11 protein-coding genes are annotated in these 14,305 nt (G+C 56.2%); 1 reads left to right on the top strand and 10 read right to left on the bottom strand.

Features of this window, described 5'->3' with window-relative positions; all coding sequences use genetic code 11:
• Positions 1–89 precede the first annotated feature (89 nt).
• The 3 genes from ACQZ5M_RS14320 to ACQZ5M_RS14310 all read right to left on the bottom strand — a co-directional run bounded on the left by ACQZ5M_RS14320 (position 90) and on the right by ACQZ5M_RS14310 (position 4,710).
• Complete coding sequence (locus ACQZ5M_RS14320) at positions 90–1,970, bottom strand: diguanylate cyclase domain-containing protein (RefSeq protein WP_449080086.1); 1,881 nt, start codon at positions 1,968–1,970, stop codon at positions 90–92.
• 305 nt (positions 1,971–2,275) lie between these two features.
• Positions 2,276–3,241: a magnesium/cobalt transporter CorA gene (gene corA, locus ACQZ5M_RS14315; protein ID WP_296038871.1), complete on the bottom strand. Its 966-nt coding sequence runs from the start codon at positions 3,239–3,241 to the stop codon at positions 2,276–2,278.
• Positions 3,242–3,627: 386 nt separating this feature from the next.
• Entirely contained in the window at positions 3,628–4,710 is a 1,083-nt protein-coding gene (locus ACQZ5M_RS14310) for a hypothetical protein (protein ID WP_449080085.1), read from the bottom strand.
• 1,109 nt (positions 4,711–5,819) lie between these two features.
• Here ACQZ5M_RS14310 and ACQZ5M_RS14305 point away from each other — a divergent pair.
• Complete coding sequence (locus ACQZ5M_RS14305; protein WP_449080084.1) at positions 5,820–6,833, top strand: GlxA family transcriptional regulator; 1,014 nt, start codon at positions 5,820–5,822, stop codon at positions 6,831–6,833.
• 283 nt (positions 6,834–7,116) lie between these two features.
• Here the strand turns inward: ACQZ5M_RS14305 and ACQZ5M_RS14300 are convergent, their stop codons facing one another.
• The 7 genes from ACQZ5M_RS14300 to ACQZ5M_RS14270 form a co-directional block, all read right to left on the bottom strand.
• Positions 7,117–7,983 carry a D-psicose 3-epimerase gene (locus ACQZ5M_RS14300; protein WP_296019066.1) on the bottom strand — a complete coding sequence of 289 codons (867 nt, stop codon included), beginning with the start codon at positions 7,981–7,983 and terminating at the stop codon, positions 7,117–7,119.
• Positions 7,984–8,064: 81 nt separating this feature from the next.
• Positions 8,065–8,721: a nucleoside triphosphate hydrolase gene (locus ACQZ5M_RS14295; RefSeq protein ID WP_449080083.1), complete on the bottom strand. Its 657-nt coding sequence runs from the start codon at positions 8,719–8,721 to the stop codon at positions 8,065–8,067.
• 45 nt (positions 8,722–8,766) lie between these two features.
• Positions 8,767–9,624, bottom strand: coding sequence for a sugar phosphate isomerase/epimerase family protein (locus ACQZ5M_RS14290; protein ID WP_296038878.1), 858 nt, complete (start codon positions 9,622–9,624; stop codon positions 8,767–8,769).
• Between the two features lies 1 nt (position 9,625).
• Entirely contained in the window at positions 9,626–10,621 is a 996-nt protein-coding gene (locus ACQZ5M_RS14285; protein ID WP_449080082.1) for an ABC transporter permease, read from the bottom strand.
• Complete coding sequence (locus ACQZ5M_RS14280) at positions 10,618–11,631, bottom strand: ABC transporter permease (RefSeq protein ID WP_274101192.1); 1,014 nt, start codon at positions 11,629–11,631, stop codon at positions 10,618–10,620. The genes ACQZ5M_RS14285 and ACQZ5M_RS14280 overlap by 4 nt, the downstream gene beginning before the upstream one ends.
• Positions 11,624–13,114, bottom strand: a complete 1,491-nt coding sequence (locus tag ACQZ5M_RS14275) for a sugar ABC transporter ATP-binding protein (RefSeq protein WP_449080081.1) — start codon at positions 13,112–13,114, stop codon at positions 11,624–11,626. Before ACQZ5M_RS14275 ends, ACQZ5M_RS14280 begins: the two co-directional genes overlap by 8 nt.
• Before the next feature lie 162 nt (positions 13,115–13,276).
• Entirely contained in the window at positions 13,277–14,254 is a 978-nt protein-coding gene (locus ACQZ5M_RS14270; RefSeq protein ID WP_113176035.1) for a substrate-binding domain-containing protein, read from the bottom strand.
• Between the last annotated feature and the right edge of the window lie 51 nt (positions 14,255–14,305).

Raw genomic sequence — 14,305 nt, 5'->3', positions numbered from 1 at the left:
GATGACGACCATGTTGAGATTAGAATAAAGATGAGTTGCTATCAAGGAAACGCTAGATAATCGAGCAGTCGCGGCTCAAAACTCACCATTCACATGCTGGATCGCAGATGTTCCGGTTTGTTGTTCTCCTCGTCGTCTTGCGACCGGTTGCGGCCGGCGGCCTTGGCCGCATAAAGCGCGCGGTCTGCCTGAGTGATTAAGTCGTTTTCGGAAAAAGCTTGCGAGGGCAGTGCCGTCGCATAGCCGGAGGAGGCGGTCACATGGCCCCAGGGCAAATTTCCAGCATGCTCGATTTTTAGCGCCGCGATCGCCTTGCGAATGTTCTCGGCAATCCTCATTGTTTCTTCGGCATCTGTATTTGGCAGAAGAACAACCAGCTCCTCGCCGCCATAACGGGCCGCGAGGCCACCGGTCCCGGTGAGCTGAGGAGGGATGACGGCAGCCACATCGCGTAGTGCGCAATCGCCTGCCAGATGTCCGTAGGTATCGTTGTAGGCCTTGAAGCGGTCGAGATCGAGCAGGATAAGCGAAACCGACTGCTGATTTGCGCGTGCTGCTGCCAGCGTGCTGCTCAGCTGGGTATTGAAGTAACGCTTGTTGAACAGGCGCGTCAGTTCGTCCGTCGTTGCCAGTGCGTTCAGTTCCTGCTTCATCATCTGCTGACGGGTGACATCGCGGGTAATAACGACAATACCATCCGGCTCGTTGTTATCATCGCTTCGAAAGCAGGAGATGACGCTCTCCAGCCAGATCATGGTTCCATCCATGCGCTGGTGTCGATAAAGAATACATTCCGTTGATGATCCCGACTGCACCTTGGCCAGAGCGTCTTGCCAGGCGGACTTCGTCTGGTCATCCCGGTCATCCAGTACGCTGGTGCCGATCACGCTTTCTGTATCTTGTTCGAATATTCTCGCTGCAGCGGGCGATACATATTGCCGGACGCCCGCCAAGGAGATCTTTTCAATGACGTCGGGTGAAGCATTGGCAATAAGGCGGAATTCCGCTTCTCGGGCGGCGACTTTCTGATCCCCGATCTCCCTGAGTTCGATCTGCCTGATCCACCTTATGGCCATGGCGGTGCCGATCAAGTAGGCGAGAATGATGCTAAGCCAGGGATATTTCGACTGCTTCAGCCAGTCGTCAAAGATCGATGCCTTGGTTTGCGTGGCGATCGCTGTCACGCCCGTGTCCGTGCTACGATAGAACCCGCTGATGCGCTTTGTGCCATCGAAACGCGAAACATATTCGTAATTGCCGCGCAGCTTCTTCATGATCTGATCACGATAAAGCGCGCTGTCAGCAACATTTGCACCCATCGCCTTTAGATCTATCGGCAGGCGAAGCAGAATGGCGCCGTCCTTGCGCAGCAGGGCAAAGGCATTCTCCTCGTTCACCTCGAAGGTTTCAATGAAGCGGGAGAAATGATCCATGTCGATGGTTGCGATCATAATGCCGGCCAAGCTTCCGTCGGGATTGTCAATCCGCTGGCTTATCGGCAGGAACCAGTGGCCATTTGTCTGGCTTTGAGACGGAAGGCCGAAACGCGGTTGCGTCGACGCATTCGATTTGTGGAACAGAAAATATTCGCGGTCGGACAGATCCATGCCTGCGGAATTCGCAGCAAACGTCGACCCGATCAGACGGCCTTGCGCATCGGCATAGGCAAGGCTTCGCAACAATGGGGATGTCTTGACCACGCGCAACATCTCCTCAAGCAGATGTTGCATTTTGGCTTTGTCGCCCAGCGCATCTCTAGCATGAGCGGAAAGGTTGTTCAGAGGCTGTTGAGCGAGCGCCAGTATGTCGTCGGTATGAAGCGCCATGGCGCGCGCCGTTTCCATCTGACGGGTGTTTGCGCTTTGCAGCAGCCGCTGCCAGTTGGTGTACTCGGCCCAGATGCCAAGACAGGCAAACACGGCCCCGACGGCAAGAACGACGGCGAGACGGAGGCGGGACCTTTTCTTCATACTTTGGGAAGACATGCAATCTAGCTGTTGAGGTTCAGATTCGCTAATCTTCTGCCAAATAAATGAAATAAATTCTAATCTTCATTCGAATGTGCGAAAGACATAATGCCCGGATTTGGTGGAAATATAACGGCGTGAACTAGGCCTTAACGCGGCAGGGTGCCCGCTTAGTTTTTTTGAACTGTCCGCATTTCGGCAGGACAGGTTGGCACAACCAAAAGGCTCGAGCACAGACTTGACGTCGATCTCAGCGCAAAATTAGGGTCTTTAGTAAGTGCGCGTCTCGTCGGAATTGGGTCTGCCGATTACACCCAGCCTGCTTTCTTGAAACGGTAATAAAGAATGGCGCATAGAACCACAATGACCGCTATCACGACGTAATATCCGTACTCGGTCTTCAGCTCAGGCATGTTTTCGAAGTTCATCCCATATATGCCAGCGATAGCGGTTGGTACCGCCAGGATCGCCGCCCACGCAGCAAGCTGTCGAGTGATCGCGCCTTGTCGTTGTTGCTCGAGAAGATTTGCGGCTTCGAACACGGATGTGACGATGTCGCGCAGGCCGATCACCATGTTTTCCACGCGGCGGACATGATCATGAACATCCCTGAAGAACGGCCGTGCATTGTTGTCGACGCAGGGCAGTTCAAGATGGGCGAGTTTGCTGGCGACTTCCGCCATTGGGCCGATCACCCTCTGAAACTTGATGACCTGCCTGCGCATCCGGAAAATCCTGCGAATCTGCTCCGGTTCGAGGAAGGAAATGAGGACGTGCTTTTCGATCTCAAGCACCCGGTCTTCGATCGTTTCGACGAGTGGCAGATAACCATCGACGATGAAATCGAGAATGCCGTGGAGAACATAGTCGGGACCGTGGGAGAGAAGCTGCGGTGCCTGCTCGAGTTGCTCACGTAATTTCTGGTGGGATCGTGCCGATCCGTGCCGGACTGTTATGACGTGCTGTTGGCCGACAAAGATACAGGTCTCACCATAGATGATCTTGTCGTTCTCCAAGTGTGCGGTCTTGGCGACGACGAATAGCTGATCTCCATAAATGTCGACTTTGGGCACCTGCCGTCCATTGAGCGCGTCTTCGACCGCAAGGGAATGAAGCCCGAACATTGCCTTGAGGTGCGCCATTTCTTCGACCGTCGGATCGGTCAGTCCGATCCACACAAAGTCGCCCGCGGTGGTTTCGAAGGGTTGCGAAGTGAGTGCGACCGCGTCGGCGCGCTTACCGTTGCGGTAGAGATAGGATGCGACGACTGTCATCTGAATCCGTTGAAGCTGCTAGATCGAGAGGTGGGATAGATAAAGTGATCGAGGACTTGATAAGTGCAAAGCCGACGGGGAAGTAGGGCTTAACGATCGTCGGACGAGTAAGCAATCGGCACTAGTCGAGTTTGCAAGCGTCGAGATCATCAGCCCCGCATTCGACGTTTTCGCTTCTCGACGGTGTACGGCTGGTTTCTAAGCGTCTAGGTGCATTCTCCTTACGACCTCACATGCATGTGGTGGAACAGTTTTACATACATGGCAAGCGCTGTCATCAAAGGTAATAGCTACACTCTAAAAACAAGAAGGCCGGGGCGAACCGCACCGGCCTTCCGGCTGTTTGCAGCAAAGAGGCCCTCTTCGAAGAGCCTCACTGCGTTTAGTTACTTGCGATACGCAAGGCCGCCCCACACGCGACCTTCGTCGCGGTGACGTCCGCCGTGCACGCCGCCGATATAAGCAGCAACTGCCGCCACAAGTGACGAAGCTGCCAGGAGGAATGCTGTGAGGATGCCTGTGATGCGAGCCTTTTCTGCGGCGTCTGCCGCTGCTGTCTTAGCGTCCTCGGCCGCCTTCACAGCTTGTGCCTTAAGTTCTTCGAGCTTCTTTTGTGCCTCATCAACCTTTTGCTGTGCTGCCGTACGCACAGCCTGCACACGCTCGACCGTTTGATTCACCCGCGTCTGTGCGTCAGCTTGCGGGATACCGGTGCGGGCAACAATCTGGTTGGCCAACCACGCCTTATCGCCATCTGATATTTCGCCCGTGGAAAGCAGATTGCTCAGGATCCCGCCAGCTTGACGCTGAAAGTCAGCCGCGTTCGGATCGGTCCCAGGAGCAGGCGTGTCAGTGCGCAGCATTGTATCGGTGAAATAGTCGATTGGGTTCGTCTTAAGTCCCTGTGGCAGAGACTGTTCGATGCTTGGAGCGGCAGCTTGTCCCGCGCCCTGAGCAACACCACCTAGGGCGTTACCAGCGCCAGATACGACGCCGCCCGCCAACTGACCTACACCTTGCGCTGCGCCGCCCACGGCAGAGCCGGTTGCCTCAACCGCTGTCTGTGCGACACTGCCGACAGCCTTAGCGCCGCCCGAAATGACGCCGAGCGCCAGAAACGCTGAAACGACGGTGCCGATGCCCCATACAACAAGGCCATTCACACCGTCTCGGGTAGTCCGTTCATCGCGTAATGTGGTATCCGAAACTGGGCGTCGCATGCGCCCCGCAATGTAACCGCCGAGCATGTAAGACGCGACCATCGAGACCACCACGAACAAGCCGGTGATGATGAGCCATGTTATGCTGATGTCTCCGCCGTTGTCGGCCGAGATTGCATTCAATCCCAATCCACCGGCGAAAGCCGTGAATACGGCCATCGTACCTGACGCGATAGCAGTTCCAGCAAAAATCGCTGGCCAGTCGACGTAGCTGCGATTTGGGTTCTCAACCAATTCAGATCCTACCATCAACGTAACCCCAACAGAGAGAGAACAAACAGGACAACTACGACTAGTCCCACCAAGTAAATGATCGAGTTCATGAGGGTCTCCTCTAAAGAAATCAGTCCCAAGTGTGCAGCTGATCTGAAGCTTATTATCGCCTCCTGCACGCAAAGAGCGGCGCAGCCTGACCGACTGCGTTTTAGCGAAATGTAAACACTTCAAACGAGACATCGTTCCGCCTACAAATGACCAGATATTTCATTGCTTCACCGAGCACACAAACAGCGCCAGTTCACGCCCGATAGGTTGGTCGCGCAGTTTCAGCGCGGAGCGCTCTCGGTTCCATAATTTGGCCTATCTCGCAAACATCCGGTTTCGGGCACCGTTGGAGCTAATTTGCGCAAGTCTCTGTGCAATCATCCTGCAAGCAAGGACTAGATCCGCTTAAGAAGCCCGTCGCTAACCGCCGCGGAGTCTCTGAGTTTACGGAGCATCAATTGCTTTTGGGGGCGCGCGTCGTCGGGAGGAGACATCATCAGCGGAAAATGCAAATCCACGGGGGATGGCGTGATAACGGCGGAGTCTTGTCGTGGTGTCTCAATGACGCTCATTCCTGAACGACGTCATTCACTAAAAATACGATAGCATCTCCGGGCAGCAGTAAGTCGTTGAGGAAATATAAAAATCCAATGTCGCATCGCGGGCTTTACTTCCAACCTCACACCTGATTGCGCACACTCCCGACGACAAACATCAAATTCTCAATCCGCGAAGTCCACGGAACAGTAGCCTCGGGACATCGCTGCAAACTTTTTGAAAGCGTGACCTCGGTGTCGTTGAACACACATGGCGTGTCGGAATCCAGAACGTTTAGCTCAGCCTCACGTGGTCTCCTGTCTGCACACTTCCCTCGGAGGTGAGGCTTGACGTCAAACAGGGTTTCAGGAACAAAAGTCTTATAGTAACGAAATCGGAAAGCGTCACTCGGGACACAGCGATATAGATACTTTCCGGAAATTTTCCGAGCGTGGGTGGTGGGCTCGTATGCTGGATTCAACTCGTTCCTTCATCAACGCAAGGACCCGCTTGCGTGCGGTTTTCAGATCGCGTGACAGGATGTTGGAGTATCGGGCATGAAACATCTCCGGAACCGTCAGAACAGCACGCCCAGCAAGCGATTAAAGGTTGGATTTGTTCTTTCGAAGTCCTTTACGCTATCGCCATTCGCGTTGTTCATCGATACGCTTCGGCTTGCAAGTGACGAGACAGACCATTCCGGACGCGTCTTTGCCGACTGGCATGTTCTCGGCAGCACGCGACATTTGATCACGTCAAGCTGCGGTGTTCAGATTGCGCCGACGAGTGACTTCATCGATCCCGTCAATTTCGATTATATCGTTGTCGTGGGTGGGCTCCTGAGCGTGCCGGAACCGGTCGATTACATGACCATGACGTTCCTCAAAAATGCCGCTGCGAAGGGCGTAAGGATGATCGGCGTCTGCACCGGATCATTCATTCTTGCTGAAGCCGGCCTGCTTGATGGTCATGAGGTTTGTGTCAGTTGGCTTCACTACCAGGCGTTTCAGGAGCGTTTTCCGCATCTTGTCGTGCGTCCCGATCGCCTGTTTCATCTCGAGGGGCGAAGGGGGTCTTGTGCGGGCGGCAGCAGTTCGGCGGATCTGGCCAACGTCATCGTGGAGCGCCATATCGGTCGGGACGCGGCCCGCAATGCGCTTGAGGTCCTCCAGATGGAGAGGGTCAGGAGTTCCAGCGCACCGCAATCGCGCCAGCCGCTCAGGATGCAAGTCAAGGAACCACGTGTTCTCGCTGCCCTGATCACGATGGAGCAGCATCTGTCGGGCGACATCACCACAGAACGGCTTGCAAAATCGGTGGGCCTCTGCCGTAGACAGCTGGAGCGTTTGTTCGAAACGACGATCGGTATGCCGCCTGCGGCAGCTTACAGGCAGCTTCGCCTCGAGCGTGCGTTCGAGTTGTTGACGAAAACAGACCGTGAAGTTACCGAAGTTGCCTTCGACGTGGGTTACGTGAACCCCTCTCACTTCACCAAGTCCTTCAAGCTGGCTTTTGGTGAAACGCCGTCGAGCGCCAGATCCAAGAGGTTGGCGGAAGGCACCTCTCAATAAAACATTGATCTTTTTCCGACGCGATTGCGGCTCTATCGCATTGCTATCGGGATAGTGCTTACCCGGTCAATGGTACCAGGTAGAAGGAGCGAGCGGCGTCACCGCCCAGTCTCGATCCTAGCCATCGAACGGCGAAACGATCTAACGATAGCGCGCAAGGCTAAGGCAGTCGTTCTGGATAAAATGCGCGGAGAAGTCGCTTGACCACTCTGCGTGTCGTGTCTTCGAAATAGGGCCTTAATCGATCACGATAAAGGCCCTACCTCATCGGTATCCTGCGAACTCAGCCTAGAACGAAGCGAGAGAATGCTAGCGAGTTTTTCGCATCCTCATCCATCTTTGCAGCATCAGCGCCGCCCGTCAGATCGCGCCAGACCTTGATATCGGAGCCGATCGTGCCGCCGGTTTTGACGAAGGGCTCCATGACGACTGCGCCGGTATAGTTGATTTCCCGTAGCGCTGCGCCAATCTCATGCCATGGCATTCTGCCCTTACCCGGTACACGGCGGTTGCTCTCACCGGTATGAAAATGACCGAGAAGAGGGCCAGCAGTGCGGATGGCATCGCCAAAGCTGTCTTCCTCGATGTTCATGTGGAACGTGTCGAGCATGACTTTGACGTTGGACTTGCCAACATCCTTCACGAATGCAACGCCTTCGGCAGCCGTGTTGAGAACGTGGTTCTCGAAGCGGTTCAGAACTTCGATACACAGATTGATGCCGAGATCGTTGGCGAAATCCGCAATGCCGTGAATACCTTCCACGCCGCGCGCACGGTCGCCTTCCTTGTCCACCGGCTGCGAGTAGTCGATCGGCCAGTAAGAATGCAGCGCGCCACCGATCGTGTGAATATCGAGCTTGGCGACATTGCTCAGCGTCTTCTCGAAGAACGCCTTGCCTGCCTCCCGCACAGCCTTATCGGGCGAGGACAGGTTCTTCGACTTGGATGGACCGATACCAGCCGTCAGAATGATGCCGTTGTCGCGGGCGCTTTGCTTGATGGTCGCGAGTTCGGCATCGCTGTAGTCATTGATATGATGAGCGGCAACTTCGATCACGTCGAAGCCGAGCTTGGCGACCTTCTCTACATAGGGGCCGAACTTGGCGCTCCACTCATGTTCCCAGTAGGAGTAATAGATTCCGTGTTTCATAGCAGGCTCTCGCTGTTGTCGTTTGATGTCTGTCTTGATTGCAAAAGTGGTGTTCGGGGCCGAGCAGGATGCGGCAGCGTTTCACTCTCTCCCTGGATTCTTCAGCCTGAGATCGGGCTCGGCGGCGGTTTTCATGATAAAGATTCCGTTTGGCAGATCGTTTTCCTCGACCTTGCGATCGATTTCGGCCTCATCGAGACCGAAACCGCTCCAACGCGCCCGTAGCCTCTCACGCAGGTCATCCTCCTCGACGTCGACGAAGACAGTGAAATCAAAGATCGGTTTCAGCCTGTCCCACGGAGATTGCTTCGCCAGCAGATAATTGCCCTCGCAGACGATGATTTCCACCGATTGCGGAATGAGCCGGCCGCCGGCGCGCGCGATCTCGATGGACCGATCAAAGACAGGGACGGCGATAACGTCGTCTTCGTTGGCCTTAAGGCGCTCCAGCATGTGCCGCAGGCCGTGAACGTCGAAGGTATCGATCGCACCCTTGAAGGCGCGTCTACCCATAGCCTCCAGAACTGCGTCGTCGTAGTGATAGCCGTCCATGGGAAATAGCGCTGCAGCGATACCGCTTTCGCTGATAATAAGGTCCACGACACGTTCGGCGATGGTGGATTTGCCCGATCCCGGCGCACCGGCAATCGCGATCATGAGCCTTTGCCGCTGATTGTCGGAGAAAGGTTTCATGGCTAGGCTGGCGATTTCACGGGCGTTGTCTTCAATGATAGTCAAGGCTTTGGCTCGCATGATGATTTTAAAGAGGGTTTTCTCGGGCCGTTAGCGGCTGGCAAAGAGGCCGTATTGAGCGGCCTTGTCGCGCAGGAACGGAATTCCCTTGTCAAGTACATCCTCTGCACTAGGGGCGACCGCTCGCCAGGTGGAGGTTGGGCCTGCCATGAAATCAGGCAACCCGCCGAAGCTTTCCAGAACCAGAAGTCCGTCGAAATCAATGGCCGCAAGCGCACCGAAAAGTTCGTCCCAGGCGATGTTGCCAAAACCGGGAGTGCCGCGGTCGCTTTCCGACATGTGCATGTATTTCAGGTGATCCCGCGCAGCGACAATTCCGCTCGCCAGACCTTTTTCCTCTAGGTTCATGTGGAACGTGTCGAGATGGACGAAGACGTTCTCCATGCCGATGCGCTCGACGAGATCAACCACTTGTTGCGCGGTATTGAGGAGATGGTTTTCGTAGCGATTGACCGCTTCGATACCAAACTGCAGGCCGAGCGATTTTGCGTGTTTTGCGACGGCACCCAAGGCACGGGTCAGATTGTCATATTCGCCGTGCGTCGGTGCAAAGCCCGTACGTTCGGTCGTTCCACCGAAGGTGACGCCGGTGAGTGCTTCGGCACCGATCTCGGCAGCCTTGTCGAGAGCAGCCGTCAGGTGATCGATTGCCGCGTCAGGGCGAGCCGAGGCCCAGGCATGTTCCGGCAAAACCAGCGAACATGTTGCCCGCAGCTCATGCTTTTCGAGAAGCGCGCGGCTATGGGCTGCATCGACCGAGGAAATGTCGAAAAACGGTATTTCGATATAGTCCTGATTGTAATTCGCGGCTCCCGCAATGGCGCGTTCGGCGCTTGCGTGGTCCCATACGCTCGTCCACATCATTGCGTGAACACCAAATCCTTGCATCTTATGCTTTCCTTCTGCGCGATGTGGCGAATCTCGACGCCAACGTCCTTGCCGCCATGACGACGATCATCAACACGCCCCATAGCGCCGTGGCAAGATGCTGGTTCGCGCCCATGAGGTTTAGACCAGAGGACAGAAGCTGGAGAACGATCAGCGCAACGAAGACCGGCAGTACACGACCGAAGCCGCCGAATGGATTGATACCACCCAGAAATGCGGCGAGTACCGTGATCAGAAGGTAGGACTCGCCATGTCCGACGCGCACGGAGTTGAAACGGGCCAGCATGATAAGGCCTGCAATCGCGCACATCACACCCGACAGTGTGTAGACAAGGATCAGGATACGCCGGGTATTAAGGCCTGAGTAGCGGGCAGATTCGATATTGGAACCGATCATCAAGAGCCCGAAGCCGAGCTTTGCTCTGGTCAGCAATACATGCCATAGCCCGACGCAAGCGATGAAAATGATGAGCGGGATGGGCAGGCCGAGAACCGAACCATGACCGATTGTGGACAGGTAATCAGGAAAGCCGGAAATATCGCCGCCGCGCGTTAGGAATTCACCAAGCCCGCGCAGGAAGATCATCATCGATAGGGTGACGAGGATGGGATGCGCCCGCGTGTAGGCAATGGCCGCACCTGTGAGCGCGCCAGCGGCTGCGCCGGTGAGGAGCGCGGCAAGACACGCCAGAAGAAAGGCGCTCGGCGGTGCGTTTACCCCGCCGTGGGCCTGCAACACCCATGCTGCGGCAAGGCCCGAAAGGTTGGCGGCGAATGTGATCGACAGGTTAATCCCACCGGTCAAAAGCGGAAGCAGCATGGCGAGCGTCAGAAGGCCGAGTTCGGGAAGCTGGAAAGCCACTGAACCGAAGGTCCCAGCCGACAGAAAATTATCCGCCAGCGTTCCGAAGACGACCATGACGGCGACAAAGGCAACGAGGGGTCCCGCCATGTCCGCGCCGAACGTCGCGTTGAACTTTTGTGTGAAGGATGTCATCGGCGCGCGCTTCCCTGTTTTGAACTCTTCATGGCGGACGGCAGAAGTTTATCGAAGCGGGTCGAAGAGAGCGTGATGGCGATGAGAATGATGGCGCCGACGACCATCTTGAAGGCGAAGGGCGATACGCCCATCAGGTTGAGACCGTTCTGAGTTATTGAAACAAGCAGAACGCCAAGCACGCAGCCGATGACCGACCCCTTGCCGCCGCCAAGCCGGGCACCGCCGAGAACGGTTGCGGCGAGAACATCGAGCTCGCGGCCATAAAGCGCGTTTGGCACAACCTCCTGCGCATAATGCGCCTGCATCAGTCCCGCAATTCCAGCCATGAGGCCGAGCCAGCCAAACGAAAGATAATGCATCGCGCCGATGTTGATGCCGAAGCGTCGAGCGCCTTCCGGATTGTCTCCGAATGCGTAGAGCTGACGACCGATGGTGGTGCGCGAGATCATGAACCAGGTGGCGATGCAGCAGAGGATCATCACGACGACCGGCAGCGTCAATTCAATCCAGGACCCGTCGCTCATCTCGTGTTCGTAGAAGACGACACGGGTGGAAAGCCACTCCGGCAGATCGTAGATCGAGACCCCCTTGGTGAAGAACATCAAGAGACCGAAGAAGATGTTGAAGGTGGAGATCGTCGCGACGATGGAGATGATCTTCAGCCGCCAGACGAGAAACGCATTGATGACGCCAAGGCCGATACCGACACCACCGGCGATGATGAGGCCCTCTGCCCAGTTGCCACCGCCGAGCGCGGAAAGAGCAAGCACAGTCACATATTGGACGACGGACGCCGCGACGGCGAAGGAGATGTCGATGCCACCTGAAATCAAAACGACCAGCAGGCCGACTGCGAAGATGATGTTGACGGCGGAAACATTCAGCACGTCGAAAGCGTTCGAAACGGTCAAAAAGCGATCGGTCCCGATCGACAGGCCTGCGCAGAGCAGGATCGTCACGACGACCAGCGCGAATTCGGTAGTATTTCCCAGGATCAGCCTACGCATAGATGGCAGTCTCCAGTTCGGTCATAGACATGGCACGTGGATCGTAGGTTGCGTGGAAGCGTCCTTCGACCATGTGAACGATCCGGTCTGAATTGAAATAGACCTCCGGTGCTTCATCGGAGATCAGGATGATGGAGAGGCCTTGAGCCGCAAGCTTGCGAACGATCTCGAAAATACCGGCGCGCGCGCCGACATCGACGCCAACGGTCGGTGCATCGAGTATGAGGATTTTCGGGCCGATCGCCAGCCATTTGGCAATGGCGACACGCTGCTGGTTGCCGCCGGACAGCGTGCGGATCGGGTCTTCCGGCTGGCCGATCTTGACGCCGAGCGAGCCGATCCAGTTCTTGACGACCGCGGCTTTTTTCGACGGCGAAATCAGCCCGCCGACAAGCAATTTATTGAGCGAAGCCATGATGAGATTGTCGGCAATCGATTGCGGCTGGTTGAGCCCGAGTGACAGACGGTCTTCGGAGAGATAGGCAATACCTGCCCGAATGGCGTCGCGGTTCGAGCCGAACTTCACCGGTTTGCCTTCGAGCCGAATTTCACCGGCATGCGGACGATGCATTCCAAACAGCGTCAAAGCGAGTTCTGTGCGGCCGGCGCCAAGCAGACCAGTAATGCCGAGCGTTTCCCCCCGGCGCAGTTCGAAGGAAACATCTTCGAATTCGCCATGCCGCGTCAGTCCGCGAACGGAGAGTACAACAGGCTGATCGTCATGGTCGGTAGCGATGACGGCGCTATCGAAGAGGCGGCCAGTCATGAGTTCTGTGACGCGCGACTGCGTCATGCCATCGACCGGATAGACGCCGACAAGCGAGCCGTCGCGCAGCACCGTGATCCGGTTCGATATTTCGAGCACTTCGGCCAGTCGATGGGAAACGAAAACGACGGCCACGCCCGACGCTGACAGATTGCGCACGATGTCGATCAGATAATCGGTTTCAGATTGCGTCAGTGAGGCTGTCGGCTCGTCCATGAACACCAGACGCGCCTCACCGACCAGAGCGCGTGCGATGGCGACGATCTGGCGCTGCGCAATGGGAAGTTCCTTGAGTGGACGATCCAGATCGATCTCGACCCCGAGCCGGGCCAAGGCCTGTTCGGCGGCATTTCGGATTGCGGTCTTATCGACCAGCCCGAATTTGCCCTTCATGGCGTGCTGGAAGCCAATATTCTCAGCGACCGTCATTTCATCGAAAAGCGCCAGATCCTGCCAGATCACCTGAATGCCAAGAGACTGAGCAAGCGCCGGCGTCATGGCTGGGACTGCCCTGCCGTCGAACAGCAGTTCCGCGCCCGCTTCCGGTTTGTAGACGCCGGTGATGACTTTGATGAGCGTGCTCTTGCCGCAGCCGTTTTCGCCGGCCAGACAATGCACCTCGCCAGTATTGACCTCGAAAGCAACGCTCTTGAGCGCTCTAACGCCGCCGAAGGTTACGCTGATATTCTTCAAGGACAAGAGCGGTTTGTCGCTCATGGCGCAATTATCTCCCTTCGCCCGGCTGGAGCAGGGCGTTATTTATTTTCTTGTTTTTGTTGATGATACCGTCGCGTAAACGGTTGGACTACGCGACGATAATCCGATTGACCACCCGTGAAGCATAAGCGTCACGGGTGCAATCGCTGTGCCTGAAGCGGCTTAGAGACCCATGCCGACCAACTTGTCGATGCTTTCCTTGTCGATCTTCAGCAGCTGATCGACAACGATCGTGTTACCCTCGGGGTTGATCTTCCCAAGACCTGGGATATCGTCGCCAGCCTTGGGTGTTTCACCCTTGGAGAGACGATCTGCCAGGGTGACGAAGACTTCGCCGGCCTGCTTGGGGTTCCACATGAAGCCGCCGGTCAGAGCGCCGCTCTTGATGAGCTTGGCGCCCTGTCCGGGAGAAAAGGGACCGATGACAAAGACTTTGCCATCCTTGCGGCGTTCTTCCACAGCGCGTCCAGCGCCGATAGGGCCTTGCGAACCGAAGGCTAGGAAGCCCTTGAGATCCTGATTTGCAGACATGAGGTCGAGCGCTGTGGAGCGGCTCTTGTCCAAATCTTCTGCAACGCCATAACGGTCGCCAACGAGCTTCATGTCCGGATAATTCGCCTTGATGTAGGCAATTGCTGCGTCAGCCCAGGCGTTGTGCAGCGGAACGGTGAGCGAGCCGACGAAGACGGCATAGGAGCCCTTGCCGCCCATCTTTTCACCGAGAAGCTTGCCATGCGCTTCGCCGAAGCCTTTGGCGGATGCCAGTTCGAAATCCCAGTCCGCGCCCTGCTGCTTCGGGGATTCATGAGTGATGACCTTGATGCCGGCTTCCTGTGCCTTTTTCAGCACGGGCTCAAGCACCTTCGCATCGTTTGGAACGACGCCGATGACATCGACCTTTTGTGCGATCAGGTCTTCGATGGCGCGAACCTGAAGGGCGGGGTCGGCGCTGGTTGGGCCGACCATGAAGCCGTTGACGCCGAGCTTGGCGCTTTGCTCCTTGATGCCTGCCTCCATGGCATTGAACCACGGAATACCGCCGATCTTGACCACGACGCCCACCTTGGGTCCTTCAGCAAAAGCCGTGGATGCGAGCAAGGCGAGAGACAGACCCAGTGCGGCTGAAATGATTTTCTTCATGAATGTTCCTCCTCCAAAAGACGTGTACAGCAGGTGTCTCGCCACAGCTTT

The organism is Rhizobium sp. 22-785-1 (genome assembly GCF_053521965.1).
This window is presented reverse-complemented; position numbering and strand designations above follow the sequence as displayed.